Raw genomic sequence first — 26,938 nt, 5'->3', positions numbered from 1 at the left:
TGCTTAGGCCGCCCAGCGATCGCCGACCTGCGCCGTCTTTACCCACGCCATGAAGGCGGTGGCTTCCGGCGTGTCTGCGGGCGCTGACCAGCGTGCATAGTCGGCTTCGACAAACGGACGATACGGGCCATGCTTCGCTTCGAAGATGACAGCGCCCGGGTCGAGCGAGAGCACCGTGTGATGCACATTGATCGGTGACTCGATGACCAGCGTGTCTTCACCGAGCACTTTGCGATCCGTCACCACGCCGGCCTCGTCGAACGTCAACACGACGAAACGGCCACGCAACGCCGTCAGCAATTCCCAAGTATGGCGGTGCAGGTGCGGGCGAATATAGGTCGCCGGCTCCATCGCAATCGCCAGACGTTGAATGGGGTCGTCGAGCGCGTCGTGCAGATTCTGGTTCATGCGCAGACGCGGCGACTGCTCGGCCTGCTGGGTGAGCGCGTCGAGCGCTTCGGTGGTCAACGTTTTCATATTGGAATCGTGGGGAATATCGCGCCCGAGGAATGAGCCGAGGCGCTGAAAGTCAGAGCGCTGAAAGACAAGGCGCGGAAGTCCAGAGTGTAGCAAACCGCCACACGAGGCCTGCCCATGAAAAAACCCGCCTCGCGGCGGGTTTTCTCGACTTCGCAAACCAATGCGCCGTAACGGCGCAAGGCATGCTTAGTACATCTTCTTCTTCAGGGTCTGGCTGCGCAGACGCTTACGCAGACGGGCCACGGCAGCAGCCTTCTTGCGCTTGCGCTCAGCCGTCGGCTTTTCGTAAGCCGCACGTGCCTTGACTTCCTTGATCAGGCCCGTGCCATCGATGGCGCGGCGGAAACGACGCAGTGCGACTTCAACGGGTTCACCGTCTTTGATAACGATCTTGGTCATGCAATAACTCGTATAGTGAATCGGCTCAGAAAGCCGGAATATTAACTACCGCGCAAAGATACCTTTCACCGCCCTGCCGGAGATTCCTCCTGCCAGGCGCGACGAACGGACTTGCTACGGACTGCACTACACCACATCTGGCGGGACCGCGACTCACCTCCTCGGCGATCTCCCGATTGGCTTTTAATGTCCGCTCTCGCTACCTGCGCATTGGCGCTGGCCCCGAAGCGTACATCCCGCCTTCCAGACTGGCTGAATGGGTTGACTGATGGCGAAACTGCGCTCTTCGTTCGTCACTGAGCACAATTCCCCCGCGATGCCCAAGTTTTGGACAAGGTCGGGATTATACACACAAAGCGCGTGAATTGCACACGATTTGCGGACCCCATGATGCAAACGGGCTCCACTGACAGTAGCGGAGCCCGTTTGGGCCGGGAAACGCAGGCAAGACGCGGGAAATCAGCACGACACCGCACTATCTCCCTATCACCCACGCTCCCGTATCAGATCGGGGCCGTCACCGGCCCTCGACCTTGGGTGCTTAGAACTTGTGACGCAGGCCAGCGATCACGGCGATTTGCGACTGTGCGCCGGTGCCCGTCGGGCCGCCCACGTTGTCGATCGCTGCCACGACTGCATCACCCGTTGCGCGTTGGTAGACGCCCGTCAGGTACGATTCCGTGCGCTTGCTGAACGCGTACACGCCGCCAGCGTTGACCTGGAACCAGCGCGGCTTCGTGCCCTTGCTGATACCCGACAGGGCCGTCGCACCGCTCACGCTGCCATCGCTGTAGACGAATGCCAGACCGCCCAGCAGGTTCGGCGTGATCTGGTACTTGCCGTTCAGTTCGAACGTGTTCACGCGAATCGACGACTGGTTGACGTAGTTGATCTTCGCGTAGCTGTACACGAAGCCGATCGTCGCGGCCTGGATCTGGTACGACACGCCTGCGGCGGCGATGTCGTGCTTGTCGACGGCGCTCGTGTAGAAGATGTCGGTGGCGCTCGAGTAGTCGTTGGTCACGGCGCCGTTGCCGTTAGCCGTGCCCGGGCCAGCCAGATGCATGTAGCCGGCAGCAGCCATCAACGGGCCGTTGGCGTACGAAGCACCCACGCTCCATGCGTTGTTATTCGAGAAGCCCGTGCCGTTACCGGTGTTCGGCTGATTGCTAAACCCGTACAGCGCGCCGAACGAGAACCCGTTGTAGTTCACGCTCGTGTACTTGATCGAGTTGTTCACGCGGAACGAGTTGTACAGGTTGTCGATATCACCGACGTGCGCACCGTATTGCGTGGCCCATTGCTTGGCCGACGTGAGCGGGCTCACGAAGTCAACCACGGAGTCGTACTGGCGACCGATCGTGACCGTACCGGCTTGCGTGCTTTGCAGACCGACATAGGCCTGACGACCGAACATGCGGCCGTTCTGCGACATCGTGCCGTTGGTCAGGGCGAAGCCGTTTTCCAACACGAACACGGCCTTCAGGCCGCTACCCAGATCTTCCGAGCCCTTCAGGCCCCAACGGTTACCTTGGCCGATACCGCTCACGGCCTGGATGTTGTGGGCGCCCTTGGCATTCAGGCCGGAGGCAACGTTATTCACATAGCCAATGCCAGCGTCGATCACGCCGTAGAGCGTCACATTGCTTTGAGCCATGGCCGGTGCGGCCACTGCGAAGCTGGCGAGGGCCAGTGCGGTACGTTGGATGCGCTTCATTCTTATCCTCTTTGGTAGTGATTTTTTGAATTCTTGTCCGCTGAGCGGATCTCTCCAGACGATGTCGGCTGCCACGTGCCCCGTGACACGGATTGCTGCAACCGCATATGCAATGGAGTACTCATCAAATGATCAGCGGTGCTTTCCTTATGAGGGAAAAGCACCGCCGGTCATTCGCAAGCGGGTGCATTCTGACACGAGAAATGGCCGTTTCGCACAGCAGTGGTGCGATTGCAACACTCGTAATTGGCAACATATGCGCGCACGTTCGCATTGCTTCGGTGAGCGTGATATTCGCTATTCGCGCGGCGCAATGAAGTGACGTGATGCGTTGAAAATCTCTGCGTGACTCGCCTGATGCAGACACCGCGCAAAAATGAAAACGGCGCGTCGCCGAAGAGGCGCGCGCCGTTTTTTTGCAGCAGATTCAGACAGCGTTGCGAGCGATGTGCCGTTCGCGTTGCTAGTTGCGGAACGCTTTCACAGCCCGTCAGCCACTCAGGCTGCGCCGCTCGCGGGAACCGTTTTCAAAGGCTTTGCAGCAGGTGTGCCGACCGGCGCCGGTTTGGCCGGCTTGACGACTTTGCGCAGCTTGGCGGATTGCGTCGCCGCCGGCTTGGCTGGCTTGGTGGCTTTCGCCGCTTTCACCGGCTTGGCGGGTTTATCCGTCTTGGGCGGCGTCGCTGCCTTGGCGGGTTTTACGGCTTTCGTGGGCTTGGCAGCCTTTGCAACCTTAGCGGGCTTAACCGCTTTTGCCGGCTTGGCGGTGTCGGCCGACACCTTCGCTTTCGCGGCAGCCGTACGCGCAGCCGCGGCCAGTTCCAGATCGATGGTGTGCTTGAGGCCGGCGATGACAGGCTCTGCCAGGTCATCGGCGAAATGATCGAACCAGCGCTTGGCTTGCAGCAGTTTCTTGCCGCCGAGCCGCTGCTTGTGGCCTTCGTCATTCGCCAGCACTTTGGCGGAGAGTCGCGCGCGGCCTTTGGAGAGCCGCTCGAGAACGGTGATGATGGTGAACCCGCGATGCGACGTCTTCTGCTCGGCAGACATACTGGCCTCCTGATGTTTTCGCCTGAGGGCGAGCCCGGATCGGATAAATGCCACGACTACATTCACGTGGATGAAGCGATCCTATCACGACGAAAACGGAATGCCCTCGCACGCGACATCAAGCCCTCGGCCAGCAACGACGGGGAACACCGGCGTCACCACTGCCGCACCCCGTCGTTGATCAGGAGAAACGCCGGCTCAGTCCATCCCCGTCTTGCCGGGCGCCCAATACGCTTTGGCCATGATTCTCGCGGCCGGCACGCCGAGTGCGCTCAGTTCCCGGCGCCAGCGCTGAATCGAGGACGCCTTGCCCGTCAGGACAAACGTCGCCCCCGCCATCGCAGGTGCCGACAACCGACTTGCCATATCTTCGAGATGTTCATCGCCCGCCGAACGACTGAACAATTCGACGCCGTCGAGCCCCAGCCGCCCCAGCACTTCATGCGTATCCACCAAATCGCCGACTTCAAGCAAACACCTGACGGCGCTTTCGGTAAGGCGCTGGCGAAACGCATAAGTCAACGCAATCGACGTCTCGTCGCCGAGCATCACGCACGCGCCTGACACGCGCCCCACATAGAGCGACGCGCGCGGGCCAAAGACGGTGCACTCGTCGCCCGGCATCACGTTACGTACCCACGTACTGCCCGGCCCGCTACCGTGCGCATAGGACACGATACGGGTTCTGCCCGCAACGCCATCCCATTCGATCGGTGTGTAAGTTCGCGCGACAAAGGCCGAGCCCATGGTCAGTTGAATCTTCTGACCGGGCACCCAATCAACACCTCGGAACGCCGGACTCTCGATCGTCAGCAGACGAACGTCATCGGTGAGCGTTTCCGCGTGAACGATGCGCGCCTGCTTCATAAACATGCGGATCAGGGCGCGGCTGACGGGCCCCGGTTGAGGCATCACAGCGTCGGGAGCTCTCATGTTCATCGCGTCACCACCGTAAATTCGTTGCCCCGGCCCTCGTTGATGGGGATCGGTTGCGAGAGATACCCGTTCGCCGGGTTGCGGACGTACGCCAGGTAGTCGTTGTCGTGATCGAAAGCGTTCTCGGCAAGAATCGGCGTCCCGGGCTTCAAGTGCGGCTCCAGCAGCTTGAGTATCGGCAGATAGAGGCTGAACGCCCCATCGAGCAACACCATATCGATCTCTCCGCCCACATCGGCAAGCGTCTCGCGCGCGTCGCCGACACGGATGTCGACCAGATCGGCAAGCCCCGCTTCTTCAAGATGCGCGCGTGCCCGTGCTGCTTTCTCCGGCTCGAGCTCCGTTCCGATCAGATGACCGCCGCCCATGTCGCGAAGCGCCGCCGCCAGATGGATCGTGGAGATGCCCATCGAAGTGCCGAATTCGACGATGCGCGTCGCTTTGCAGATACGTGCGCACTCATAGAGAAACCGGCCATACGCCGGCGTGACGTTGAGAAAATTCTTCGCGTAGCCCCGATACACGCCACGCAGATCGCGCCGCTCGGCAGCCATCATCTCGTCGACGGCGTCGGCGAGGGTTTGCTCGGCGTGCGCCGTCGAGCCGGCGTCGAACTGCGCCATCAGTTGTCCATCGGCCTGCGCCGCCTCAAGGAAAAGCCGCTGCAAGGTCTGCTCGACACGCCCGACACTCAATGAATCCATGATTCGCTTCCTATGCACCATGGCGGACGGTGAATCCGCTCGCCGTGGATGCATGGTAGAAAAGGCGCGACTTGGCGACATTGGGAAATTCCGCCAATATGTTCTGAATTCTTGCCAATCGTCTGAAAACCGCGCCCGAGCGCTCATGCCATGCCCGTGCTGACCTCTTTGACCGATCCCTTCGAATGGGAAGATCCGGACCTCGTCCCTCGCCCGGTGGTGACCATTGGTGCGGCGGGTATCGATGTCGCGACCACCGGCGATGGCGAACATCGACACGAGAAGGACTTCCACACGCACAAGAAAGCGCAGTTCATGCTCCTGCTGCGCGGGGCGCTCACCTGCGAAATCGAGGGCAGTCTGTGGATGGTGCCGCCCCAGAGCGCGCTCTGGGTGCCCGGCAGCGTGTTGCACAAGGTGACGGCGGCGGGCACGGTCGAGGTGTACGTGGCCTTCATCGATCCAGCCGTCGCCTCGCACCTGCCGTCGACGTGCTGTGCGATCTCGACGACGCCGCTGCTACGGGAGTTGGTGATTCGCTCCGCCTCGTTTCCGATGCGCTATCCGGAAGGCGGTGCGGAGTCGCACTTGGCGGTGCTGCTGCTCGACGAGCTTGCCGCCGCGTCCATCGGCAATCTCCATCTGCCGATGCCGTCCGATTCACGGCTTCGCAAAATTGCCGAGGCCATCATGGAGACGCCCGCCGAGCGCGGAACGATACGGACATGGGCGCGACACGTGGGCGTGAGCGAGCGAACGCTTTCGCGTCTGCTGACCGAGCAAACCGGGATGAGTTTCGGTCGCTGGCGGCAGCAACTCAACCTGATGCTGGCGGTGAAATGGCTGAGTAGCGGCGCCTCCGTTCAGCAGGTGGCTGACGACTTGGGCTACGAAAGCGCCGGCAGTTTCGTGACGATGTTCCGCACCGCACTCGGCACGTCGCCGGGGCGGTACATGGCGGAAAGACTGCCGGACAGGCGCACTGCGAGCACGGCTGATCCGAAGGATGCCGGATACCCGGAGGCGGTATCCGGCGAATGACGCCCTTCAGATCACGGCATGACCGGCGGATGGTAAGTCAACGTTTGCGCCAGCAGCCACAACATGACGATCACCACCGGGAAGTGCACCAGCAGTTGCGTGAACGTATAACCCACCACGTCGCGTGCGCGCAGACCGAGCACGCCGAGCAGCGGCAGCATCCAGAACGGATTGATCAGATTCGGCAGCGCTTCGGCGGCGTTGTAGACCGTCACCGCCCATCCCAGATGGACATGCAGATCATTGGCGGCCTGCATGACGTAAGGCGCTTCGATGATCCACTTGCCCCCGCCCGACGGCACGAAGAAGCCCAGCACCGCCGAATACACGCCCATGACGCCGGGGAACGACGACTGCGACGAGATCGCCACGAAGAAGCTCGACAAGTGATGTGAGAGCGTCTGCCCATCGATGCCCGGCGCTTTGGTCAGCAGATACGCGATGCCGCCATACAGCGGGAACTGGATCAACACGCCGGCCACAGACGGGACCGACTTCGCAATCGCGTCGAGAAAGCGGCGCGGACGCCAGTTGAGCAGCATGCCCAGCATCAGGAACACGAAGTTGTACGTGTTCAGGTTCGAGATCGCCAGCAACGGGTCTTTTGTCGTGAACTCGTGCCCGATCCAGAGCACACCGAGAGCCACGATCAGCACCGTGACGATCGGACTGTACTCAAGCCAATCGCCCGGGCGTTGCGGCTTCGCATAGGTCTTCGTCGTATCGTCGAGCGACACGCCGAGGTCGGCGGCCAACGTCGCACGCGCGTCACGCGGCGCCGAAAAATAAGCCAGCACGACAGACACCACCGTCAGCACGCCCGCGATCGCCATCGACTGCGGCAGGAAGATCGTGTCCGAGAACGGGATCACGCCCGTGATCTCGACCAGCGCCTTCGGCAGACTGGCCGGATTGGCCTGCAACTGCGCCGCGGACGAACTCAGGCCCAGCGCCCACGTCGCGCCCATGCCCAGATAGGCCGCCGCGCCACCGGCCCGGTAATCCATGCGAATGTTCTCGCGTCGCGCAATGGCCCGCACCAGCAAGCCGCTGAACACCAGACTGATGGCCCAGTTGAACAGCGAGAGCACGATGCTGACGAACGCCACGTACGCCACCGCGCTGCGACCGCTGCGCGGCAATGCTGCCATCTTGCGGATGAGCAACGCGGCCGGCGGCGAGACTGCCACCACGTAGCCGGAGATGGCCACGATGGCCATTTGCATCGTGAACGGAATCAGGCTCCAGAAGCCATCACCGAACGCCACCCCCACCTTGACGGCTGGAACTCCGATCGCCAACGCGCCGCCTGCGCAGACGATGACCGCCAGCGCCGCGAATAGATACGCGTCGGGAAACCAGCGTTCCGACCAACGTGTGACCGACGCCGCCAGGCGTTCCAGAGGGCCGCCGTCTTGCGGCGCCTCCATCGAGCTCGATAGTGAAGTTCCCGGTTTCATTTCCTGCGTTCCCTTATGTGTGTGTTGATCAGCGATGCCCTACCGCGCACTGCCCGCCCCGTGTTTCCGTCTAGTCCCCTGCCCCTCGGTTGCGGCGCACCGCCGCCTGCCACTTTTGCTGTCGCGCTCGACGCTGTCAGCCTTATTGCGTTGCCTGCCAGACGAGCTTGGCGGCCGCCAGATCTTCCAGCGCCGTGCCGACCGCCTTGAACACCGTACGCTCGCTGGCGTCCTCGCGACGCAAGCGTCCCGCGCGGCACAGATCGGCCAGCGTGCCGCGCACGTCCTGCGCCGAAAACACCCCGCGCGACATCGGGCCGAGCAGTTCGCCTGATTTCGCCAGCGCTTCCTCGGTGTCGACAAACAACGAAGCCCCCACGAAACAAGCGTCGCTCGCCTCGCGCATCTGCGGCGTGAAGCTGCCAATCAGATCCAGATGCACGCCGGGCGCAAGCCACTCGCCTTGCACCACCGGCTCGGTGGCGAGGGTCGCGCACGTGACAATGTCGGCACCGGCGACAGCCGCTTCGGCGCTCTTGCAGACGACCGCGTCAAGCCCCTGTTCCTGCAATCGCTCGACCAGGCGCCCGGCCGCCTGCGCATCGCGATCCCACACGCTGACACGCGTGATCGAGCGCACGGCACGGTACGCCAGCGGCACCAGAGAACCGACGCGCCCTGCACCGAGCAGCGCGAGGTGCGACGCGTCTTCGCGCGCCAGATACGAGGCGGCCAGCGCCGAGGCGGCCGCCGTGCGGCGCGACGTGATCTCGTTGCCGTCCATCTGCGCGAGCGGCACACCGGTGCACGCGTCGTAGAGCAAATAGGTCGAATGCAGCCCCGGCACGCCGCGCTGTGCGTTGGCCGGTGCAATATTCACCGTCTTGATGCCCATCAGGCCGCCCGGCTGCCACGCCGGCATGATCAGCACGGTCATGCCCGCCTGCATCCCCGGTTCGGGAATGACGTGCGTGTGACGCAATGGCACTTCGCAACCCTCGATGAACATGGTGCGCAATGCGTCCAGCAACGGGCCAAACGTCAATGCATCGCGGGTGGCTTGGGCGTCGATGATTTTCATGAACAAGATTCCTCTTCGAAATGGGATGGAAATTTCAGGCGTCGATCACGATGGCTTCGCGCGGCACCGCCTGACAGGCCAGACACATGCCGGGCTCGTCGAGCGCCACGTCGCTCATGTGATCGACTTCGCCGGACAGCACGCGCACCGCACAACTCTCGCATTGCCCGACGCGGCAACCGCTCGGCAAGGTCAACCCCAACGATTCTGCAAACGACAGCAAGCTGCCGTGCGAGGGGGTCCAGACGGCTTCTCGCCCCGAGCGCGCGAACGTGACCGGCCATGCGGCATCGGCATCGACACGCGGAGCGCTCGGTGAGCGGAACGCCTCCTTGAACATGTCGAACGCAGGCACGCCACGGGCGGCAAGCCCGTCCATCACGGCCGCCATCATGGGCTCCGGGCCGCACAGGTAGAAGCGTGCGCGGCGTGCGATCAGGTCGTCGGTGACCACGGCAGCAGACAGCCGTTCGGTGGTGGCGTAATCGCGGCCAAGCACATCGGCGTCGCGGGGTGCGTCGTAGTAATTGACGATATGGATGCCGGGCAGACGCAGCGCGAGCGCCGCCAGTCTCGCCTGAAACGCGTGCGTGGCACCGTTTCGGTTCGCGTAATGCAGCCAAACCTCGGGGGGCGGCACGGTCGCTTGCTCGGCTCGCTCGGCTTGCTCTGCCAGAGACTCGAGATAACAGAGAAACGGCGTGATCCCGATCCCCCCGGCGAAGCACACGACCGGCTGCCGGGTTTGCAGCGGCAGAACAAAGCGTCCGGACGGCGCGCCCAGTTCGATGACATCGCCCACGCGCGCACCGGTGTTAAGCCAACTGGAGACCGTGCCCTCGAACGTCTCACCTTCGCGCGTGCGCCCCTGCTGATGCCGCACGGCAATGCGATAGCCGAGACGCTCGCGCTCATTGGCCGGTCCTGTGAGCGAATAGGCACGCGTCAGGGGCTGCGCGTGGCCCGGAATCGGCACGCGCACGGTCACATGCTGTCCCGCCAGATAGTCAGGCAGCCCAACCTCATCGAGTGGCTCGAATTCGATGGCGCGAACGCCGTCTGCCGCCGGGGTGAGTCCGGCAATGCGAAATCGCGCCATGCCTTGCCACGGCCGATGCGCCGGATCGCTTGCCGCATCGCGTGAAATGTCGCAGCGTAATGACCGCAACGGCGACGATCCGCTGATGGGATCGATGTCCTGCGCCGTCGCCAGCGCGTTGTAGTTGCTCGACTGCTCACCCGCCATGGTGAAGCCGCGACGGCCCACGCTGTCGCATGCCTGCCACCAGCCATACTCCGCGAGCACCACATCGGCTGCGAGTCCCTCGTCGAACGCGGCGCGAAAACGTGCGACGCCCACGGGTGTCGTCACCCTCACCCAGTCGCCCGCGGCAAGTTGTTTCTGCTCTGCCAACGACGGATGCAGATGCACCACCGGGTCGGGGGCGCGCATGCGCAGACTCGCGAGTCCGCGATGCTGGCTGTGGCAGTAGTAGCCGTTCTTGGTTGAGCCGAGGACTAGTGGGAAATGTGTCGTGTCGTCTTCGGTCGTGGCACGTGCAGCCACATGCACTGGCACGGGTGGATAGCCGTGACGCAGCAGCCGCTCGGAATACAGCTCGACGCGCCGGGTCTCGGTGGCAAACCCGCGCACACTGCCGGCCTCGGTGCGGGCGTACTTGCGCTCGTACTGCGGCTGCGGACGTGAAATGCCCTCCGGATGCGCGCGCAGCGTCTGCACGTCGAGTCCGGTCGGGGCAAGCTGGTAATTCCAGCCCGCCTCGAGACTGCCACCGAAGAAGGCGTCGCCCATCCCCAGCCGCACGGCGAGATCGAACACGATGTCGTTGTCGCTGCGCGATTCGCCGCGCGGCGACACCATGCGCTGACGCAGTTGAATCAAGGCGTCGGCGCGGTCGTCGATTTCGAAGCCCGCACGCAGTCCTTCGCGCTCCCACGGCGTATTCACCGGCAGCAGAATATCGGCGTAACGCGCGGAGGGCGTCTCGAACAGATCGCAGTGGACGTGGAATTCGAGCGATTCGAGCGCCTCGCGCGCCATCTCGTAGTCGGCCTGCGAGGCGAGCACATTGGTGCCGAAGCAGAACAACGCCCGCACACGGTAGGGATCGCCGTCGAGAATCGCCCGGTACGTGTCGCGTGCCGTCACCCAGCCGCGTGCAGGCGGCCCCAGCGGACGTTCATCAATGCCTAGCGCCTTCGCCTGTTGTTCGGGACTCAGCAGATCGTGCTGGCTGACGGCGTTCACGGGCTGACGCGTCATCACGCGATTGCCACCGCGCCGGTCGAAGCTTCCCGTGAGCGCATACACGACAGCGATGGCACGCTCGATTTGCGTGGCGTTCGCATGCTGCGCCACACCGGACCATGCGTGATACGCCACGCGTTGGGCGCCGGTGAACAGGTCGGCGGCGGCATCGAGTTGTTCAGGCGAGACGCCGCACAATTCGCTCACCGTCACCGGATCGTAATCGGCCAGCCCTTCGCAAAGATGATCGAATGCAGGGCGGCAGCTAATGTGCGAGCCGTCATTGGCGCTCAGGATGAATTCGCCACGCAGCGCAGCGCGATTGGCGGCGTCGCGGCTTAGTGCGTGCGTTGTGTCGTAAGCCTGCGGTGCGCCAGCGGTCTCGTCCCAGATCACGAAGGCATCGGGCGATGCACCGGCCGCCGACGTCGTGTTCAGATCGCTCATTCGCAGGAAGAGGCCGTTGTCGATTCGTACGAGCAAGGGGGCGTTGGTCCACCGGCGCACGAACGTCTCGTCGTAGCGTCCGGTGTCGATCAGTCTGCGTGCGAGACCGAGCGCCAGTGCGGCATCGGTACCGGGGCGCACCGGCAGCCACGCGTCGGCGTCGGCGGCAAGCGGTGTCTTGCGCGGGTCGACGACGAGCAGCTTTGCGCCGCGGACACGTCCGCGCCCGATGGCATTGGCCTGACTCAGCCAGGTGCTCGTCGGATTGTGGCCCCAGAGCATGATCACGTCCGCTTGTGCATAGTCGGCCGTCGGCATGCCGCAACCGAATGTGAAAGCGTGCGCGAAGTCTTTGTGCCAGTTGCAGATTTCCGTCGCGTAGACGGTGTTGGGGCTGCCGAACACCCGGATGAAGCGCTCGATCCAGTCGATGCTGTCGGACAAGGGCGTTCCGCTCGGGGTCGTCACGCCGAAGGCCACGGCATGCGCCCCACTTTCGCGGCGGATGTCGCCGAGCCGCGTTGCGATCTCGGTCAGGGCTTCGTCCCACGAGATGCGCTGCCAGCCGGGATCGTCTGCCCCTTTGGGCGCGGTCCGGCGCAACGGGGTCGTCAGCCGATCCGGGTGATGCACGAGCTCAGGCGCAGCCTTCCCCTTGCGACACATGGCAGCGCCATTCGGATGCGAGGGATCGGGTTCGACTGCAATCAGTGCATCGTTTTCCACCCGATTGAGCGTGCCGCAGCGAGATCTGCACAGCGTGCAGAACCCGGGCTTGACCTCCTGAACCATGTCCCGTCCGTCTCTATAGGAATCGATATTCCGATGCTATACAGCGGCCTTTTTTATTACTAATATAAAAAATATACTTTGCAATATTGATTTTTTAAATGAAGCCAACCCTTCGTCAGATCGAATATTTCGTGGCTGTGGCCGAGACTGGGCAAGTGATGCGGGCTGCCGAACGGTGCAGTGCATCGCAGTCGTCGCTGACGATTGCGTTGCAGAATCTGGAAGTGATCGTGGGGGCGCAGTTGTTCGTCCGGCATGCGAAGGGGTTGCGGCCGACCGAGGCAGGAGAGCGGTTTCTACGACACGCGTATCGCATTCTGAACGCCACCGACGATGCCCTTCACGAAGCGCGCACCTTGCCCGACGATGCTGGCGGGCGCCTGCGGCTTGCGGTCACCGAGACGATTTCGGCGTATTTGTTGCCGTCGGTGGCGAGCATGTTGTCCAAGCGGTTTCCGAATGTCGAACTCACGCTGATCGAAGGCGACCGCGAAGCGGTGGAAGCGGCAGTGCTCGCAGGCGACATCGATCTGGCACTGCTGCTGGTGTCCAACGTGGTGGCCGATGGGCTGGTGTTGCAGACGATGTTGCGCTCCACGCGCCGGCTTTGGACGAGCCCCGGGCACCCGTTGCTCGACAAGGCGAGCGTCACGCTCGATGACGTGCGCGGTCAGCGGTTTTTACTGCTGGATATGGACGAACACGTGCAGACGGTCGAGCGCTATTGGCATGCGGCGCATGTCGAACCGGTGGTGCATTTCCGCACGCGGTCTATCGAGTCGATTCGCAGTCTGGTGGCACAGGGCTATGGCGTGTCGATCCTGTCGGATCTGGTGTATCGCCCGTGGTCGATCGACGGCGGACGAATCTTGCGGCGGGATCTGAGCACGAGCGTGCCGTCGATGGATGTGGGACTGGTGTGGGCGAAACGCCGTCCGCCCGAGGGCTTGACCGAACGTATCGTCAGCGCGCTGCGCTCACTCATCCGCGAAATCAATGATCGCGGGCATATGGGGGTGGAGTGATGGGGCGAGGGCATTCGCTCGCACAAAAACAAAAGGGGTTAGCCGAAGCTAACCCCTTCACCTTCAATCCTGCTGGTCGGAGCGATAGGATTCGAACCTACGACCCTCTGATCCCAAATCAGACCGGAAAATCCTTGAAACAACAACGCCGGCAAAGGTTTCGATAATTCAGCGTCTAACAAAATGCTCAACGATTAGGCACAGCCCCATGCGGGTTTGCTGGCAGTCGTGGGCGGAATATTAGACAGGCGCTCAGCCCCTCGGCGGAACGCTTCGGGCCCACTGCTTCCCTAGTGGGCTTTTCTTTTGTCTCCACGCTTTAGCGGAGTCATCAGGAGTGAGCATGCTGCAACACCTGACGCCGCAGGCCACGATTCGAGTCTGAACCCGTGAGATGCTCCCCATCGTTCGAGTTGGTCGGACAACCCTATTTGATAGCCGCTCCCTGAGCGGCTTTTTTTCGCCTGTGTTCGTCATCCTTTCGACTGGCGAGGCAGGGATATGGGTACCGATATCCCCCGTGCGCGCCCGGCTACTAAAGTGCCAGCGACCACAACATGATCAGTCCGAGCGAAAAAATCAACAACGTGCTGTAAGTCATGACATCCTCCCTGAGGGACGCCTGCAACCGCTGTTGTTCTTTGTCAAAGTACGTCGCCGCGTTGCTTGAGATGCTTGTGGCCGCGCGGCGTGGGCTCTTTTCCTCCTTGGCCACGCTCCTCAGTATTTCCAGATTCGCTCACGTCCTTTTCGTCAGCGTCATCCGTTGTTCGCTTTTCGGGCCGTTTCGTTCGATGTATTTGTGGGCGCGCGTCAATCTCATCAGCCTTATCAGGCCACTTACTCGACTTGTTCATGCCACTCTCCAAGAGTCAGCGCCAACGAAGTGCAGGTGCCGATGACGCAAGGTTGACGCCAAGGAAGGGGGCTGTCGGTACGGCAGCGCGCCAAAGTCGATAATCCCCGAAAGGCTGCACGATGACGGAATCACAGACAACGGGGGCCGCCGGCGATTGGTGGGAAAGCCGAAGGGCAAGCGATAAGCGCTCGTGTGTGAGCGCTCAAGCCACTTTACGCATACCGAGTGAGCGGTAGCGCAGAACGCGCCGCCGCAAGAATGATAGCTAATAGCCGCATTCGTGACGCGAGAATTTATTGAGAAGACTTACGCGTGCGTCGCGCGCCTCAATGTCGCTTACCAGCCAGAAAGCAATCAGTCTCAAATCCATGCCAATTGCTAACAATCTTCACGCGCCTACGGTCAGGTTTCTACCGAAATCACTCTCCGTCCCAGTAGCCCGTGTTTGTCGAGTTCAAGCCAAGTGCACGAAATCCGTCAGGACCATCAGCCATTGCCGAGTATTTGCCTGAATCCGGATATTCGCAAATCTCCGGCGATTGTTGCGTGCTGACCGCAAGGTATCGCAGCTCCTCGTTGCTTGAATTTACAACTTGGTGCGCGGTCGAGGAATTCCCGGCCGGGCACGCAATCACATCTCCTGTACGGATCGGATGACATGCATCACCGATTCGCACTTCTCCCCGCCCACTCAATACCAAGAACATTTCTTCATTCACTCGATGACTGTGAAAAGGGAATGCCCGCATACCTGGTGCCAATGCGATGACGTTGTACCCGAGCTTGAGTGCACCCAACTGCCGCCCCACCATGCCGATGCGTGGCGCGAAACGGGTCGCAGCGTCGCCGGTCGGGGCGTGTTCGGACGGAAGCGGATGCAACTCTACTGCGTCAAGATTGACAATGCGATGACTCATACGGGACCTCGGACGGGTAATGGGTTGATGTGATAGCAACTGCTGACCCGGCGAATTATAGGGGTACCGTATAAAAGCGAAATCGCCCCTCAAAGAGATACACTGTCAAATCTTATTTGACAGTGACAAAGCGCATTTCATGGTCAATTTCAATCGTTTTGCGAGTTTTGTCGCACTCATCGATGCCGGATCTTTCACTCGCGCGGCCCAGATTCTTGGTGTAACGAAAGCGATGGTCAGCGCGGACCTGAAGCGTCTCGAAGCCGAACTCGGGGTTTCATTAGTTACCAGAACAACACGTCGCCTCGCCTTGACCGAAGTGGGTGAGCGGTTTCATCGTGACTGCGTTCGTCTGATCGGCGAAGCCGAACTGGCGATTCAGCAAGCCCGAGACGGGCAGGAAACTCTGAAGGGAACCCTACGGGTTACTTCGACGGCAGAGTACGGCTTGAATTATGTGCTTGTCGCAATTGCCGAGTTCAGCGCGATACATCCCGAGCTGAGAATCGAATATTCAACGCTACAGCATCAAGCTGATCTCATCGCTCAGAGATTCGATGTTGCTGTCCGCCTGGGCACGCTGCGAGATTCAACCTTGCGTGCCACGCCCCTACAGAAGTTCTCTACGGTACCAGTGGCCACGCGCGCGTACCTTGTCGGCAAGCCCGAGATCACAACGCCAGACGATCTGGCACGACTTGAGTGGATCGAGCATGCGCGATTCACGTCGGCGCTCACGTGGACCGAGCTTCGAACTGGCAAGACGATGCAAACGCCTCATTTCAAAGGTGCCCTAGAAGTGGATACGGCGAATGCCGCGCTAACACTGGTGCTCGCAGGATGCGGTGCCGCAATCCTTCCCGACTGGCTTCTGGAAAACGATTTGCGTGATGAACTCCTGATTCGACTTGTGCCGAATTATTCACTCCCGTACCAAGGGGCGTACGCTGTCTTTCCGAACACGGCACATGTCCCCGCGAAAGTCCGCAAGTTCATTGACTTCATGCGCGACTTCCTCCGTCGGACTATGTGACAACCTCGCTGCGCTGGGCAAGCAAGCGCAGAATGTTCGCCGACGGTGCATCGCGATGCTCAATGGACCAACCAGTGGTTGGGAGGATTGGCACTCGCTCGAATGACCGGTCTTCGAACGCTGAATCATCTCGGCAATTGATTGGATTGCCGGGTAAGCGTGTGCATGGGTACGACTCTGAAAAGTGGTGGGAAGAGCATTCCACTCCGAAGGCCGATGACGATCGGTCAACGCCAAAGCCGCTCGCGCCCAACTCGCGAATTAACTTCCTTCATTTGATGGATATCCGGCTCGCCGGGGTCCCTCTATGCTGATGGCAACGCCCCTCATCGAAAGCAGAAACAACATGAACTCACCGTCGACAAAAGCGCTGTGCGCGGCTCTGCTCCTCTTCGCTGCATTTTCAGTGCATGCGCAAGGAAAAGCCTGCATACCAACCGATGAACGGGGTGTCGCGTGTATCTCGCTCGTCGAGAACACCTCCAAGCCAGTTAGCTATGGTGTTAGATACGTGCTCACGTTTAGAAACTCCTGTAATCGGGCGATCACCGTTCACGCTCAGCGAACAATGCATTTGAGTCGTGGAGACGACGGCGTCTCAGGCACCAACGTACAGCCGGGGGGGACATCCGATATCTCCTGTAGCGATAACAACGGCGGTGACAAATGCGCCGGCTTCAGCAATTGGTGGGCTAAGTGCTCCCGATAACATCGCTCAGGAACCCGGCATACAAGTTTGCGCTAGCTAAGCCAGTGGCAAGAGAGCGGAAGATTTCCGGCGTTGTGACAAGCCGATCCGAACTTAGTCGCCCCAAGAACACGGGACAGATATGAACTCGATACTAACGAAAAACCAATCACATCGGATCGCAGTCGCTATCGTATTCGCATCGAGCGTCCTGTACCCAATGCTTAGCGTCGCGCAGTCATGCAAGTTCGAAGATATCGTTACGGAGCCCCTCTCCATCGGTCAAATTGTGAAAGCCGGGGACCTTCGAATCAAGTTCCTCCAGCTAGATGATAGGCAGATTGATCGGCGAAATAATGTCTGGTACGCGACAGTTGATATGAAGGCTCCCAAGCTTGAGCTTCATGGAGTCCTATTAGATTCCGAAAAGCCTAAGACCTTCAATATTTGTGGGCAGGAAGTTACCGTCACATTCCGCTCGGAACCCTACGGAATGGGAGCCTTCATAGTTTCGACATTTTGAGACGCCATTGCGTTGGAAGCGCCGTTGTTTCGATCCGGCCTTAACGCATCGTAGCTGCGCTCGCAGGCAAGGCCTGCGATGTGGGCAGCGTCAGCGAATTGCGCCAGTTTCCCCGCTCGTTCATCAGCGCGGCTGAGCACGTCGGCAAGCACTCCGATGGGGTCGCCGGCTGGCGCGCTTGCGCAGACAGCGGTGGAATGTCGGACGCTGGCGGTGTAGTTCGCAAGTTGCCTTCGCAGCCCAGCAGCGTCAGAAGCATTGGCAGCAGCATCAGCCGTTGCCCTGTCAGCAGCTTTTTTCGCATCGTCAATTACTCCAGATTGGGTTTCCACCCGCTGACGGTATTCGTCTCGTTCGTCGGTCAGGTCTTTGATCTGCTTGGCTTGACTGGCGACGGTGGCCGACTGGTGGGCGTCATGGTGGCCTTTCCAGTAACCCCCGGCCACGCCTACGACGATGGCCAGAAGAAGCGCGCCCCATAGGCGTGGGTCGATCCAACTCACAGGGCACCTCCTGCCTTCACGTATTGCTGAATCAGTGGCTCAATCGCGTGCTCAACTTGCCCGTATCCGGCCCCGGGTAGGCTGGCCCAGATGTTGCGGCACTTTGAGATCGCCGATTCGATTTGCCCAGCCTTGATGTCAGGCAATGCACCCCGCTCGCGAATCTGCTGGATAGCGATTTTGTCCTGGCTGACCGGAGAGAAGTCGGGCAAGCTCAGTTGCTTCTTGTACACGTCGAAGTACCGCGATAGCAGTTGGTACCGGCCCGCGGCCGTCGACCAGACATTGAAACGCTTGATCCACACTGATTTGCGCGGATGGTCGGCGTAGCTTGGGAATATGCCGCCGCCAACCAAAACGTTGTACCCGTCATCCGAGCCTGCAATGCGTGACGTGAATTCCGACCACGCGAGCATGTCGAGGAAAGCGCAGACGTTTTGGCCGCCTGCCGTTGTTGGGTCAATGCGTGCCATCCTGCCCTCCTTTGCTCTGCCAGTAGGCTTTGCGAACCATCATCCAGATCCCTACAACAGCCATTCCGACCAACATCAGGATCTCGGGCCCGTCGATGGCCTCCCGCGCCCATATCGGCTTGAACAAGTTGATGGCCGCCGACAGACCGATCAGTGCAAAGCCAGTTGTGCCCCACAGGCCCGTAGACATAGCGTCGCTGAGCGTCACCCAGATGCAGGCGGCGAGCACGACGATGTTCGCCGTGATGAAAAGCCACACCAAGAACGAAATCATTTTTCCAGCCCTCCAGAAAGACGCCGCTTGAGAGCCCCGATCAGGTCGGCATTGTTGATTTCCTTGAACACCTCTTTCGCCAGCGCTAGGCCGAACAGCCCCATCAAAAACCCAAGCGCCTGCTGTGCGCCGGCATCCGTGATCGCGAAATACACCACGACCAGCGGGCTGAGGTAGTAGGACATCGCCGCGCCGGCCGCGAACGACATCGCCTTCTGCTTTCGTGTCAGCCCTTCACCGATGAAGCGCAGCGCGATCAACGACCCCACCGCCCCCGGTAACACCTTCACCACCACGGCCAGCACGGCCGCTACGGCACCCGATGTTGGTTCTGCCATTCGTTCGTCCCTTTGAGCGCCCCCGCGCCCCTCTGGAAATAAAAAAGCCACCCGAGGGTGGCTGGCGATTACAGATTGCTTACGTCGATCAGAATTCCGCCGTAGTCGAGCGCGGACTGATAGTCGTACTGGAAACTTGGCGGATTCGGCGAGCTCGGCCCGAACCGCCAGTTGAAGGTCGAGAAGGTCGCTACACCGTTGCCGGTCATCCATCCGCCGAAGCCGATGTTGCCGCGCCACGCACCCGAGAGCACGCTGCCGTTGAATTGAGTCGAGGGAGTCCGAATAGCCCCAACCCCGATTCGACCACCACCCGGCGAGAACAACGCTGAGAAACTCGTCGCCGCCGCATAGTTGTACTGGCCGTAATCAGGACCAGCGCCAATTACGTTGCCTGATACCACCTGACGGATCAGCGGGTATTTCATGTTGGAACTCGCCACTGGCCGCCCCGCGCCGTCATAAACGATGAGGCCATAGCCAGATCCCGCGACGACCACGCTCGATGAGAAGACGAAGAATCCAACGGTCACGGCCCCCAGCGACATCAACCGGGTTTGCCATGTGTTCGGCCCTACATTGGCCGTCGAGATGACAACCACCGGCACTCCACTTGTGTTCTCCAACACAAACAACGGATCGGGCGCCGAATAGGTCACATCCGCGACATAACATGTCCCATACACGTCGCCGGCGCCCGAGGCCCCTAGATACAAGGACTGTTCCGACAGGGTCACTGTCCCCTTGGAAGCCAACGAATAGTTCGTGTAAGTTCCATCGATCTGAAGCACGCCACCGTCGTTCACTGCGACAAAGCCATATGCCACTAGCGCACTCCGTAAGTGATGTAGCCGGCCATCGTTACCTGATTTCCCTGCGGCTCCGGGTAGTACCACGAAAGCGTATTGCCTGAGATCGTGATGCGCGGAAAACGGCGGAACGACCTGACGTCATAGAAGAGCTGCTGCAAGTGGAACGATGCGAAAGCCTCGCCTGTGGCAAGTGCGTCGTGTTTGAGACTCCCCGACGTACCGTTGATGTACACCGAGCCGAGAACGCGGCCCACTCTGGAGGACAGTTGCAACACTGACTCACCTGAAGGCCCATAGATTTCAAGACCGGCCAGCATCAGAGTTTCCCCAACTTCACGCGCAATACGTTGTTCTCGTCGTACACGTAGAGCCCATTCGGCGACAGCACGACACGCCCGCCACCATTGACGCCGTTCATGTAGAGACTTCCCGCCTTATCAAGCCGCCACCCCGAGACCCCCTCCAGGTAGTTGTTCGACTGGATGTAGTCACCGATCATTGCGTTGGTGATCCAGCCATTGCCGATGAATGCCTGACTGATGAACGTCTGACCGTTCTGGATCACAAACGGCGTATTGACTTGGTCGTTGGCGGTGTTGAGAAACGCAAACCGGTCGGCGAGGAAGAGTATTTGCGACTGCACCGGCCCCGTTTCATTGCTCACGCCAATGCCGATGCCCGCGCCGTAATACTTGCCGCCCGAGGTCACGCCCACCTTCATTTGATAGGAGGCGGAGACCTTCCCGTCCAGCGTTGCGACAGCCTGCGCATTCGTCTGGACCAGCGCTGTGTTCTCGCCCACAGTCGCCTGAAGCGTAGTGACCTGCTGTGCGACTGCCCTGTCACCGTCCTGAATGAGTGACTGCACCGACACGATGCCCGCATAGATGTTTATCGAGCCGGCGTAATCCTCCTCGCTACCTGCAAACGGCGGCTGAATCGTTGCGATGGTGTCGAGCAGGTCCTGCGCAAGCTCCGTGTCACCGATCTTGCCTTTCAGATAGTCGAGGATGTCATCAGCGTTCGCACTCGCTTGGCCCACAACACCGTTGCCGAGCGGATACCACGCACCGATGTTCTTTGACTTGTCCACGAGCCTCGCCCAGAAGAAGAACGTGGTGCCCGCAGCAAGGCCCATCATCGTGTGAGTGTTCTGGGGGAATGCAAAATCGGCGAGCTTGATCGCGCTCGCGCGGTCGTTTGTCTGGCTGTACCAGATCTCGGTTCGCTCCACATCAAGCGGCCCCGTCGGAAATCCCCAATCGAGGCGGATCCCAAACACTATGCCGGTTGCAACAAAGCGCGTTACCACCGGAGGCGGCGACGTCTTGCCGGCCAACACCGTCTCTGGCGAATATGCCGGGATCGATGGCACGTCAAGAGCGTTAACCGCAGTCACCCGCGCGACGAACCTGCCAGCGTAGAGGTTCGGTACTTCGAGGCTTTGCGAACCGGTGCGGCCTGCCTTGACCCACTCGCCGTTGTCGCGTCGCCATTCGACCTCTGACGCGACAGACTTATCTCCAGGCGTCCACTTGATGACACCTGTCGTCGACGCAATGCCCTGCGAAATGACCGAGTACGAATCCCAGGTGACGTCCTTGGGTGGCGGCTGTACCGATGGGGGGATGACAGTAATCGGTCTTTGTTGAAGTCGCGTGCCGCTGTCGATCGCATCATACTTATCAGGGTTGTGCTGAATCGCTGAGACATCCCACATCAGCCCGTCGCCCTGCGACACGGTGAGCACGCGGAACAACTGGGTTTTCAACGCAGCACTTTCGACAACCCAAATTGCTTGCGACTGGACCGGCTCAGTCCAGTTTGGGTTGACACGCACCGAGTCGCCAGAAACCTCCTGCACCGTACGCGTCTGGCGCTTTCCACTCGGCAAGATGACAGTCAATGCATCGCCTTGTGCGATCTGGTCGACCTTATCAAGAATCACAGTCACGCCCGAAGCCGATTTCACTCGACCGCCAATACGCCTCCCAGCGCGCGACGCGTCAGCGACGCTCACCACGCTCCCCGGTGAAATCAGCGCCTCATCAAGGCCAACAGAAAACGACAGTGACTCCGTCTCAAGACGACTCGTTAGAAGGGTCCAGTGGCCGACTCGTTGGGCCTGCCCCTGGCTCGTGCAGCCGAATGCCGTAGTCTCGGTCTGTTGCACGCCATATCGCGCGATGCCTTCCTGATCCTCGACATACTCGATCTTCGCTTTGTAGAAGTCGCCCGGATCGTTCCACGTCACAAGCGCTACGGTCTTTCGCGCCTTCCAGCTTGACCCTGCATACTTGAACTTCCCTGCCGCGACATTTGCGTTGGTGAAGCTGTAGACGGGATCTCCTGGCATGTCGGCGACTGCCACGACGTTGCCGTTCGCCCAGTAGGCCATCCCTCGAAAGATAGTCGCGAGATCCTGCAACACCTTATAGGCGTCGGCACGCGACTGGAGATAGCAGTTGCAGGTAAATCTCGGCTCTCGCCCGCCACTTCCGTCATCGACCAACTCGTCGCAGTACTGCGCGATCTGGTATAGCGACCACTTGTCTACCTGCGCCGAATTTACGCGGTGGCCAAGGCCATACCGTGGATGTAGCACAAGGTCATAGAAGACCCACGCCGGATTGTCCGTCCACGCTGATTTGAACGTTCCATCCCAGTTCCCGACGTAAGCACGAGACACGGGATCGTAGTTCGATGGAACTCGAATGATTCGACCACGCATCCGGTACGATCGAGTCGGGACGCTCTTGAACTGTCGCGCGTCGACCTGAATCCCTACGATCGCAGTGTTTGGATACCGGAGTTTCGCGTCAACGATCTCCGTGAAACTCTCGATGTTCGTCGTATCAGCAACCGTCGAGCTATTGGCGTTGGCGGTAAGGCGACGCACGCGCACCGTCCAGCCGGTTGTGGCAGCGGGCAACTCGATTCGGTGACTGCGCTCGTAAGGGGATGTGGTCTTGCCATCGAACGCAGACGAAAGTACCTGCTGAAAACCTGCGCCATTAATGGCCAGATCAATCGCGTACTCGATTCGATATCCTGTGATGTCCCCGTTGCTCGTATTGGCTTGCGAAAGCGCCGGCAGCGCGAACGTGATGCGCACCGCCGAAAGCTGAGTGTTGGTAACTGCACGCACCCAAGGCGCGGCCGACGTAAGCGTTACGCCAACGGAGGACTCGCTTTCGACGGACGGAAAGCCCGGGATATAGGGCTGGTCCTGAGTTCCAGTGCGCACATCGACGCTGACGTTCTGGAAGTTCGCTGTGCCGTCGGCGTTTACGATCGGCGTGCCATCAAGGAATACGCTCTGAAGGCCATTCCTGAGCCCGACAACCTCGCCCTCCGAGATTGCATCTAGTACCTTCGCGTAGGCAATGGAATGAAGGCTATCGGGGCTTTCCACGGGAGAGCGACTGTCGCCACCACCTTTGCCGCCACCGCCGTAGCCTACGATCAACTTGCTCATTCGCTTTTCGCTGGACAATAAAAAAAGCCCCACGATTGCGGGGCTTTGGATTCGAGGTTGTGGATCTACTCTACGATTGATCTTCGGCGAAAATGCCTGCGGAGATGACCGCACTTCCGACCGTCATCTCTCCGTACAAAACACCCACAGGGTTACCTTGCGCCTGGGTGTTCACCGGTCCATTGAAGTTGTAACTTGCGCCGTTGTCGGGACTGTCTTTTACGGACAAGCCGGACTGTTGCGGCGACAGTAATTGAACAACACCGCCGAGCGCCAACGAAGCGCCAGTCATTCCGAGAAACGCGGACGCGCCAGACCACGCAACTGCGTTCAGGCCCGGGATAAACGATGCGGCAATCAGCGCCGCCCCCAACACTACCTGGAACAGTCCACCACGCTTCGAGCCTCGCAGGATCGGTGCAATACGAATATCGTCCTTGCCGGGGGGCAGCGCCAATTCGCACTGGCCGATGTTCCGTCGTCCAATAAACACCGCATACGCAACACCCTTTCGACGGCTTTCGAGAAGTTCCTTCTCAAAGCCTTTGAATTGCACACACATCGCGCGAATCGCCTCGGTGGCGCTGGAAACAGCGAACCTATGCACGCGTCCATATCGAGCCCCCATACCTCCGTATAGGCGAATCGTCCTCAATTTTTCGATCATCGCGATAGATGTAAAAAACCCCGCAGAGGCGGGGTTGGTTTCAGAGAGGTGAGGTTCGGCCCAAGCTATACACACGCCTTTACGCCCTTGAGCATCTTTTCATTGCCAAACCACGAACGGCTGTAGAAAGACACCTTTGATCCGTTGCCATCTGGCGTTGCTTCAAAAACTGCGTAGTAGTAACCAGGATCTCCAACCGCTATCTCGACTCCCTCGCCCAGCGGGGAGTATCGAAAATCTATATCGCTCGTGCGCCATTGCGAGGCTACGCAACCGCCCACATTCGACGGCTTCTTGCTGGATGCAGATGCGAATTCCGGCGACCTCTGCTTGACGTCTTGAATGCTCGTGCATCCACTGACCACCAACACGCACAGCGTGCTGATCAATAAAGTCCCCCGCATTTCGGCCCCCTAAATGGTCAAAAGCCGAATATTACCCGACCAGGTCCTTATGCCTCACAACGCACCTGGTGATCTCCTTCCAGTACCCGCCATAAACTTCGCGCGTCGAGAGGCGACCATGCATGTGGTGCAGCATCAGCCCATCGCCTAGATACACGCCCGCATGGTTCGGCACATCGGCGCGCCGTTGCATCAAGATCACATCGCCAATCTTGCTCGGTTCGTCTTGGCTCAGGTGGACGAAACCAGCTTTCGGGTAGCCTTCCAAGTAGAGATTCTCGCCCTGCGTCCACCAGTCATCCCGCCGGTGAAAGTCCGGAAGTTCGATCCGAAGTTCACGAGCGTAGAAGTCGCGCACCAAAGACCAGCAGTCCAGAACGCCATGGGCGAAAGTGCGACCAACTAACGGCGCTTGATACCCGCTCGGCTCAACGGTTTGGAAGTCGTCGTCTGGCCAAGACAAAATGTGCCACGGTAGGCCCGTAGCCTCGCAACTCACTAGGTCGGCCTCGCTAGGCGCCGCCGGCGCATCTGGATGTGAGTGCACGACCGATACCACGTCGCCAGCATCCTCTGCCGCCGCATAATCCTCAGGAGACATCACGAAATGCTCTGTGCCTTGAGCAAGATTTCGGCAGCGCACATATCGCTCGCGACCCTTCGCGACAATCATGAGCCCACAGGCCTCGCGCGGGTAGTCCTCCGCGGCGTGAGCTCGTATCGCATTCAACGTTCGCTTATTCATCAGCTTGTGCGCACCAGATCGGCGGCAGGAAACCCGCCATATGGAAGTTCGTTGTTTTGACCGAAGCGACATTTGCACGAGGACAATCGGCCGCCGCATTTGTCCAGCGAAGGATCGGCCACCGGCTTGTCGTTCTTGTCGAAGTACGCCGCGCCCATATAGCCGCAATACGGGCCACGATAGCCACCGATCGTGAGCCAGACACAGGCGTTTGCCACGATCTGCCGGCGCGGAAGCTGCTCACCGTTGAAATCGAGAGCGCTGGCCAGTTCGAACGTCACTGACTCGTTCGTCTCTTCCGTCTTCTGGTTTATGTACCAGAGCTCAGGCGGAAGCTGCTCATCCGGATCAGCAGTCGGATTTCCTTCCGGGAAGTTACGCGTATCCAGGTACTGCCCAAGCGTTCGCATGCGAGTAAGCTTCGCACCGACCAAATCGTCAAGGTATAAACACAGAGCCGTGATCGATCCGTCAATGTTGCCGACGGAAAGCGTCGGCGTGGGCTGCTGCGTGTCACCACTGCGGGCGAACCCCTCTACCTCAATCGGCCAGGGGGAATATTCGTTACCCTGCCACCAAATCGATCCCGCCTGCATATGCCCGTGAAAGCGCAGGACATCGCCAGACTGAGCCGTTGCATCCAACTCGAAAAGCTCAATCAACGCACCGGGCTCAAGCGTCTGAATATCAGCAACGATACTCATTCGGCACCTCCAATGTTAGATTGCCCCGTGCCGGCGACAGTCCGTTCGAGCAATGCAATTCGCGTTTCGAGAGATTCAATCGTTCGTTCGGCCACCTCTAGACGCCTGACCGTGGCTTGCAAGCCGACCGTGGTGTAAACGGTCAGCCCTACATAGTTCATCCGCTGATACCTAGGCACGGCGTTGCCTTCAGCATCGGTGTCCACCGCGTCCTTCGTTCCTTGCACGAGCAATGGGAATAGTTCGCTGACCTCATGAGCCAAGCCGCCCGGAGATCGCCCGCCGTCTGGATCGAAAATCGATGTGTATTCGATGCCCCTGAAACGCATGATCCGATCAAGGACGTCTTCAGCTTCCAATTCGACCACGTCTGTCTTCAGGCGATAGTCGGAGCCTTGACTCAAACTCCCAAGAATTCCAAGACTTCCTGTTGGGCCCAGATTCATCAAGACAGAGCCGACAGTATTCCCCGCCCCATCGGAACCGAGCCACGAAAGCCCACCATCGGTGCCCATGGTGCAAGCGCGTGCGATCGCCCCGGGGATATGCCACTCGAATAGCGGCCACCCAGCGTTGTTGACTTGAAAGTACCCCCGGATGGAATTACCCAGCGACCCATCTCCTCGCACAACCTTTGTGAGTCCGCCGCCGGGGTTCGCAGGCATCTTTGTTGCGATGGCTGCGTTTGCGGCGTCGAGGCCGGTTTGGAGCCCACCAAGTTGCCCCCCGACCCAGTCGACGATGTTCACTCCATCCGAGAAAACGACAAGCTGCTGGCCACCTTTGACAGCCACGCCGGTGCCGCCAACCGTCTTGAACGTCAACGAGAACGCACCACTGGTTCCGTTGCGGACAATGTACAACTGCGGAGGATTCGCCGGCACCGTGACAACCCGATCCCCTGTTATCGCGCCGGCAAAGGTGAGCGAGCCGTTGAGAGCTTCAGCGTCAGTCAATGCAACGGTCCCGGCTGGGCCGGATACGTCCTTAGCTAATTTCCCTTGGGCTCGCGCAAAGAGTTCGTTGAAGTTGTCGTTCGCCTTTCCAAATCCAGCGCGCGTAGTGTCACCGTCAGATCCCTTGGGTGGGGTTCCTAGATTGATAGTTTGTTTCGTCATT

General features: G+C 60.0%; 25 protein-coding genes. 3 read left to right on the top strand and 22 right to left on the bottom strand.

Annotated elements, in window-relative coordinates:
• Positions 1–3 precede the first annotated feature (3 nt).
• The 6 genes from CDV44_RS04425 to CDV44_RS04400 all read right to left on the bottom strand — a co-directional run bounded on the left by CDV44_RS04425 (position 4) and on the right by CDV44_RS04400 (position 5,286).
• Positions 4–477 (bottom strand): WbuC family cupin fold metalloprotein, encoded by a 474-nt coding sequence (locus CDV44_RS04425; protein ID WP_087686834.1) that lies wholly within the window; start codon positions 475–477, stop codon positions 4–6.
• Positions 478–666: 189 nt separating this feature from the next.
• Positions 667–879: a 30S ribosomal protein S21 gene (gene rpsU, locus CDV44_RS04420; protein ID WP_010806331.1), complete on the bottom strand. Its 213-nt coding sequence runs from the start codon at positions 877–879 to the stop codon at positions 667–669.
• A gap of 541 nt (positions 880–1,420) precedes the next feature.
• The gene (locus tag CDV44_RS04415) at positions 1,421–2,596 is read right to left on the bottom strand and encodes a porin (protein ID WP_064675052.1); all 1,176 of its coding nucleotides are present in this window, start codon (positions 2,594–2,596) and stop codon (positions 1,421–1,423) included.
• 498 nt (positions 2,597–3,094) lie between these two features.
• Entirely contained in the window at positions 3,095–3,646 is a 552-nt protein-coding gene (locus tag CDV44_RS27970; protein WP_087686833.1) for a hypothetical protein, read from the bottom strand.
• A gap of 198 nt (positions 3,647–3,844) precedes the next feature.
• On the bottom strand, positions 3,845–4,579 hold the full coding sequence (locus tag CDV44_RS04405) for a siderophore-interacting protein (protein ID WP_170935848.1): 735 nt from the start codon (positions 4,577–4,579) through the stop codon (positions 3,845–3,847).
• A 2-nt stretch (positions 4,580–4,581) separates the two neighbouring features.
• Positions 4,582–5,286, bottom strand: a complete 705-nt coding sequence (locus CDV44_RS04400; protein ID WP_087686831.1) for an O-methyltransferase — start codon at positions 5,284–5,286, stop codon at positions 4,582–4,584.
• Positions 5,287–5,436: 150 nt separating this feature from the next.
• On the opposite strand from CDV44_RS04400, the gene CDV44_RS04395 reads away from it, so the two are divergent.
• On the top strand, positions 5,437–6,327 hold the full coding sequence (locus CDV44_RS04395) for a helix-turn-helix domain-containing protein (protein WP_087686830.1): 891 nt from the start codon (positions 5,437–5,439) through the stop codon (positions 6,325–6,327).
• An 11-nt stretch (positions 6,328–6,338) separates the two neighbouring features.
• Here the strand turns inward: CDV44_RS04395 and CDV44_RS04390 are convergent, their stop codons facing one another.
• The 3 genes from CDV44_RS04390 to CDV44_RS04380 all read right to left on the bottom strand — a co-directional run bounded on the left by CDV44_RS04390 (position 6,339) and on the right by CDV44_RS04380 (position 12,376).
• Positions 6,339–7,787 (bottom strand): short-chain fatty acid transporter, encoded by a 1,449-nt coding sequence (locus tag CDV44_RS04390; RefSeq protein ID WP_087686829.1) that lies wholly within the window; start codon positions 7,785–7,787, stop codon positions 6,339–6,341.
• Between the two features lie 142 nt (positions 7,788–7,929).
• The gene (locus CDV44_RS04385; protein WP_087686828.1) at positions 7,930–8,868 is read right to left on the bottom strand and encodes an ornithine cyclodeaminase family protein; all 939 of its coding nucleotides are present in this window, start codon (positions 8,866–8,868) and stop codon (positions 7,930–7,932) included.
• Positions 8,869–8,902: 34 nt separating this feature from the next.
• Positions 8,903–12,376 carry a molybdopterin-dependent oxidoreductase gene (locus tag CDV44_RS04380; RefSeq protein ID WP_087686827.1) on the bottom strand — a complete coding sequence of 1,158 codons (3,474 nt, stop codon included), beginning with the start codon at positions 12,374–12,376 and terminating at the stop codon, positions 8,903–8,905.
• Between the two features lie 98 nt (positions 12,377–12,474).
• Here CDV44_RS04380 and CDV44_RS04375 point away from each other — a divergent pair, with 98 nt between their 5' ends.
• Entirely contained in the window at positions 12,475–13,401 is a 927-nt protein-coding gene (locus tag CDV44_RS04375; protein WP_087686826.1) for a LysR family transcriptional regulator, read from the top strand.
• Between the two features lie 644 nt (positions 13,402–14,045).
• On the opposite strand, the gene CDV44_RS27730 is transcribed toward CDV44_RS04375, so the two are convergent.
• A complete protein-coding gene (locus CDV44_RS27730; protein WP_140413383.1) occupies positions 14,046–14,258 on the bottom strand; it encodes a hypothetical protein in 213 nt (70 codons plus the stop codon).
• A 421-nt stretch (positions 14,259–14,679) separates the two neighbouring features.
• The gene (locus CDV44_RS04365) at positions 14,680–15,177 is read right to left on the bottom strand and encodes a cupin domain-containing protein (RefSeq protein WP_087686824.1); all 498 of its coding nucleotides are present in this window, start codon (positions 15,175–15,177) and stop codon (positions 14,680–14,682) included.
• 139 nt (positions 15,178–15,316) lie between these two features.
• On the opposite strand from CDV44_RS04365, the gene CDV44_RS04360 reads away from it, so the two are divergent.
• Positions 15,317–16,210: a LysR family transcriptional regulator gene (locus tag CDV44_RS04360; protein WP_087686823.1), complete on the top strand. Its 894-nt coding sequence runs from the start codon at positions 15,317–15,319 to the stop codon at positions 16,208–16,210.
• A gap of 1,174 nt (positions 16,211–17,384) precedes the next feature.
• Here CDV44_RS04360 and CDV44_RS04355 read toward each other — a convergent pair.
• The 11 genes from CDV44_RS04355 to CDV44_RS04305 form a co-directional block, all read right to left on the bottom strand.
• A complete protein-coding gene (locus CDV44_RS04355) occupies positions 17,385–17,924 on the bottom strand; it encodes a DUF2514 family protein (protein WP_087686822.1) in 540 nt (179 codons plus the stop codon).
• Positions 17,921–18,397 (bottom strand): glycoside hydrolase family protein, encoded by a 477-nt coding sequence (locus CDV44_RS04350; RefSeq protein ID WP_087686821.1) that lies wholly within the window; start codon positions 18,395–18,397, stop codon positions 17,921–17,923. Before CDV44_RS04350 ends, CDV44_RS04355 begins: the two co-directional genes overlap by 4 nt.
• On the bottom strand, positions 18,384–18,671 hold the full coding sequence (locus CDV44_RS04345; RefSeq protein ID WP_087686820.1) for a holin: 288 nt from the start codon (positions 18,669–18,671) through the stop codon (positions 18,384–18,386). Before CDV44_RS04345 ends, CDV44_RS04350 begins: the two co-directional genes overlap by 14 nt.
• Positions 18,668–19,009, bottom strand: coding sequence for a holin (locus CDV44_RS04340; RefSeq protein WP_087686819.1), 342 nt, complete (start codon positions 19,007–19,009; stop codon positions 18,668–18,670). The genes CDV44_RS04345 and CDV44_RS04340 overlap by 4 nt, the downstream gene beginning before the upstream one ends.
• A gap of 68 nt (positions 19,010–19,077) precedes the next feature.
• On the bottom strand, positions 19,078–19,836 hold the full coding sequence (locus CDV44_RS04335; protein WP_087686818.1) for a hypothetical protein: 759 nt from the start codon (positions 19,834–19,836) through the stop codon (positions 19,078–19,080).
• Positions 19,836–20,096: a hypothetical protein gene (locus CDV44_RS04330; protein ID WP_141118671.1), complete on the bottom strand. Its 261-nt coding sequence runs from the start codon at positions 20,094–20,096 to the stop codon at positions 19,836–19,838. The genes CDV44_RS04335 and CDV44_RS04330 overlap by 1 nt, the downstream gene beginning before the upstream one ends.
• A 41-nt stretch (positions 20,097–20,137) precedes the next feature.
• Positions 20,138–23,299: a host specificity protein J gene (locus CDV44_RS04325; RefSeq protein WP_087686816.1), complete on the bottom strand. Its 3,162-nt coding sequence runs from the start codon at positions 23,297–23,299 to the stop codon at positions 20,138–20,140.
• A gap of 70 nt (positions 23,300–23,369) precedes the next feature.
• Positions 23,370–23,966, bottom strand: a complete 597-nt coding sequence (locus CDV44_RS04320) for a tail assembly protein (protein WP_087687221.1) — start codon at positions 23,964–23,966, stop codon at positions 23,370–23,372.
• Positions 23,967–24,401: 435 nt separating this feature from the next.
• Positions 24,402–25,115: a C40 family peptidase gene (locus CDV44_RS04315; protein ID WP_087686815.1), complete on the bottom strand. Its 714-nt coding sequence runs from the start codon at positions 25,113–25,115 to the stop codon at positions 24,402–24,404.
• A complete protein-coding gene (locus CDV44_RS04310; protein ID WP_087686814.1) occupies positions 25,115–25,819 on the bottom strand; it encodes a phage minor tail protein L in 705 nt (234 codons plus the stop codon). The genes CDV44_RS04315 and CDV44_RS04310 overlap by 1 nt, the downstream gene beginning before the upstream one ends.
• Positions 25,816–26,937, bottom strand: coding sequence for a tail fiber domain-containing protein (locus CDV44_RS04305; protein WP_087686813.1), 1,122 nt, complete (start codon positions 26,935–26,937; stop codon positions 25,816–25,818). Before CDV44_RS04305 ends, CDV44_RS04310 begins: the two co-directional genes overlap by 4 nt.
• Between the last annotated feature and the right edge of the window lies 1 nt (position 26,938).

The sequence above is a fragment of the Pandoraea sp. PE-S2R-1 genome (assembly GCF_002179865.1).
In the GTDB taxonomy this organism is placed as follows: Bacteria; Pseudomonadota; Gammaproteobacteria; order Burkholderiales; family Burkholderiaceae; genus Pandoraea.
This window is presented reverse-complemented; position numbering and strand designations above follow the sequence as displayed.

Bases quoted from the DNA above. Each gene is read 5' to 3' on its own strand.
- CDV44_RS04425 (WP_087686834.1), bottom strand. From the start codon at position 477: ATGAAAACGTTGACCACCGAAGCGCTCGACGCGCTCACCCAGCAGGCC.
- rpsU (WP_010806331.1), bottom strand. From the start codon at position 879: ATGACCAAGATCGTTATCAAAGACGGTGAACCCGTTGAAGTCGCACTG.
- CDV44_RS04415 (WP_064675052.1), bottom strand. From the start codon at position 2,596: ATGAAGCGCATCCAACGTACCGCACTGGCCCTCGCCAGCTTCGCAGTG.
- CDV44_RS27970 (WP_087686833.1), bottom strand. From the start codon at position 3,646: ATGTCTGCCGAGCAGAAGACGTCGCATCGCGGGTTCACCATCATCACC.
- CDV44_RS04405 (WP_170935848.1), bottom strand. From the start codon at position 4,579: ATGAGAGCTCCCGACGCTGTGATGCCTCAACCGGGGCCCGTCAGCCGC.
- CDV44_RS04400 (WP_087686831.1), bottom strand. From the start codon at position 5,286: ATGGATTCATTGAGTGTCGGGCGTGTCGAGCAGACCTTGCAGCGGCTT.
- CDV44_RS04395 (WP_087686830.1), top strand. From the start codon at position 5,437: ATGCCCGTGCTGACCTCTTTGACCGATCCCTTCGAATGGGAAGATCCG.
- CDV44_RS04390 (WP_087686829.1), bottom strand. From the start codon at position 7,787: ATGAAACCGGGAACTTCACTATCGAGCTCGATGGAGGCGCCGCAAGAC.
- CDV44_RS04385 (WP_087686828.1), bottom strand. From the start codon at position 8,868: ATGAAAATCATCGACGCCCAAGCCACCCGCGATGCATTGACGTTTGGC.
- CDV44_RS04380 (WP_087686827.1), bottom strand. From the start codon at position 12,376: ATGGTTCAGGAGGTCAAGCCCGGGTTCTGCACGCTGTGCAGATCTCGC.
- CDV44_RS04375 (WP_087686826.1), top strand. From the start codon at position 12,475: ATGAAGCCAACCCTTCGTCAGATCGAATATTTCGTGGCTGTGGCCGAG.
- CDV44_RS27730 (WP_140413383.1), bottom strand. From the start codon at position 14,258: ATGAACAAGTCGAGTAAGTGGCCTGATAAGGCTGATGAGATTGACGCG.
- CDV44_RS04365 (WP_087686824.1), bottom strand. From the start codon at position 15,177: ATGAGTCATCGCATTGTCAATCTTGACGCAGTAGAGTTGCATCCGCTT.
- CDV44_RS04360 (WP_087686823.1), top strand. From the start codon at position 15,317: ATGGTCAATTTCAATCGTTTTGCGAGTTTTGTCGCACTCATCGATGCC.
- CDV44_RS04350 (WP_087686821.1), bottom strand. From the start codon at position 18,397: ATGGCACGCATTGACCCAACAACGGCAGGCGGCCAAAACGTCTGCGCT.
- CDV44_RS04345 (WP_087686820.1), bottom strand. From the start codon at position 18,671: ATGATTTCGTTCTTGGTGTGGCTTTTCATCACGGCGAACATCGTCGTG.
- CDV44_RS04340 (WP_087686819.1), bottom strand. From the start codon at position 19,009: ATGGCAGAACCAACATCGGGTGCCGTAGCGGCCGTGCTGGCCGTGGTG.
- CDV44_RS04325 (WP_087686816.1), bottom strand. From the start codon at position 23,299: ATGAGCAAGTTGATCGTAGGCTACGGCGGTGGCGGCAAAGGTGGTGGC.
- CDV44_RS04320 (WP_087687221.1), bottom strand. From the start codon at position 23,966: ATGATCGAAAAATTGAGGACGATTCGCCTATACGGAGGTATGGGGGCT.
- CDV44_RS04315 (WP_087686815.1), bottom strand. From the start codon at position 25,115: ATGAATAAGCGAACGTTGAATGCGATACGAGCTCACGCCGCGGAGGAC.
- CDV44_RS04310 (WP_087686814.1), bottom strand. From the start codon at position 25,819: ATGAGTATCGTTGCTGATATTCAGACGCTTGAGCCCGGTGCGTTGATT.
- CDV44_RS04305 (WP_087686813.1), bottom strand. From the start codon at position 26,937: ATGACGAAACAAACTATCAATCTAGGAACCCCACCCAAGGGATCTGAC.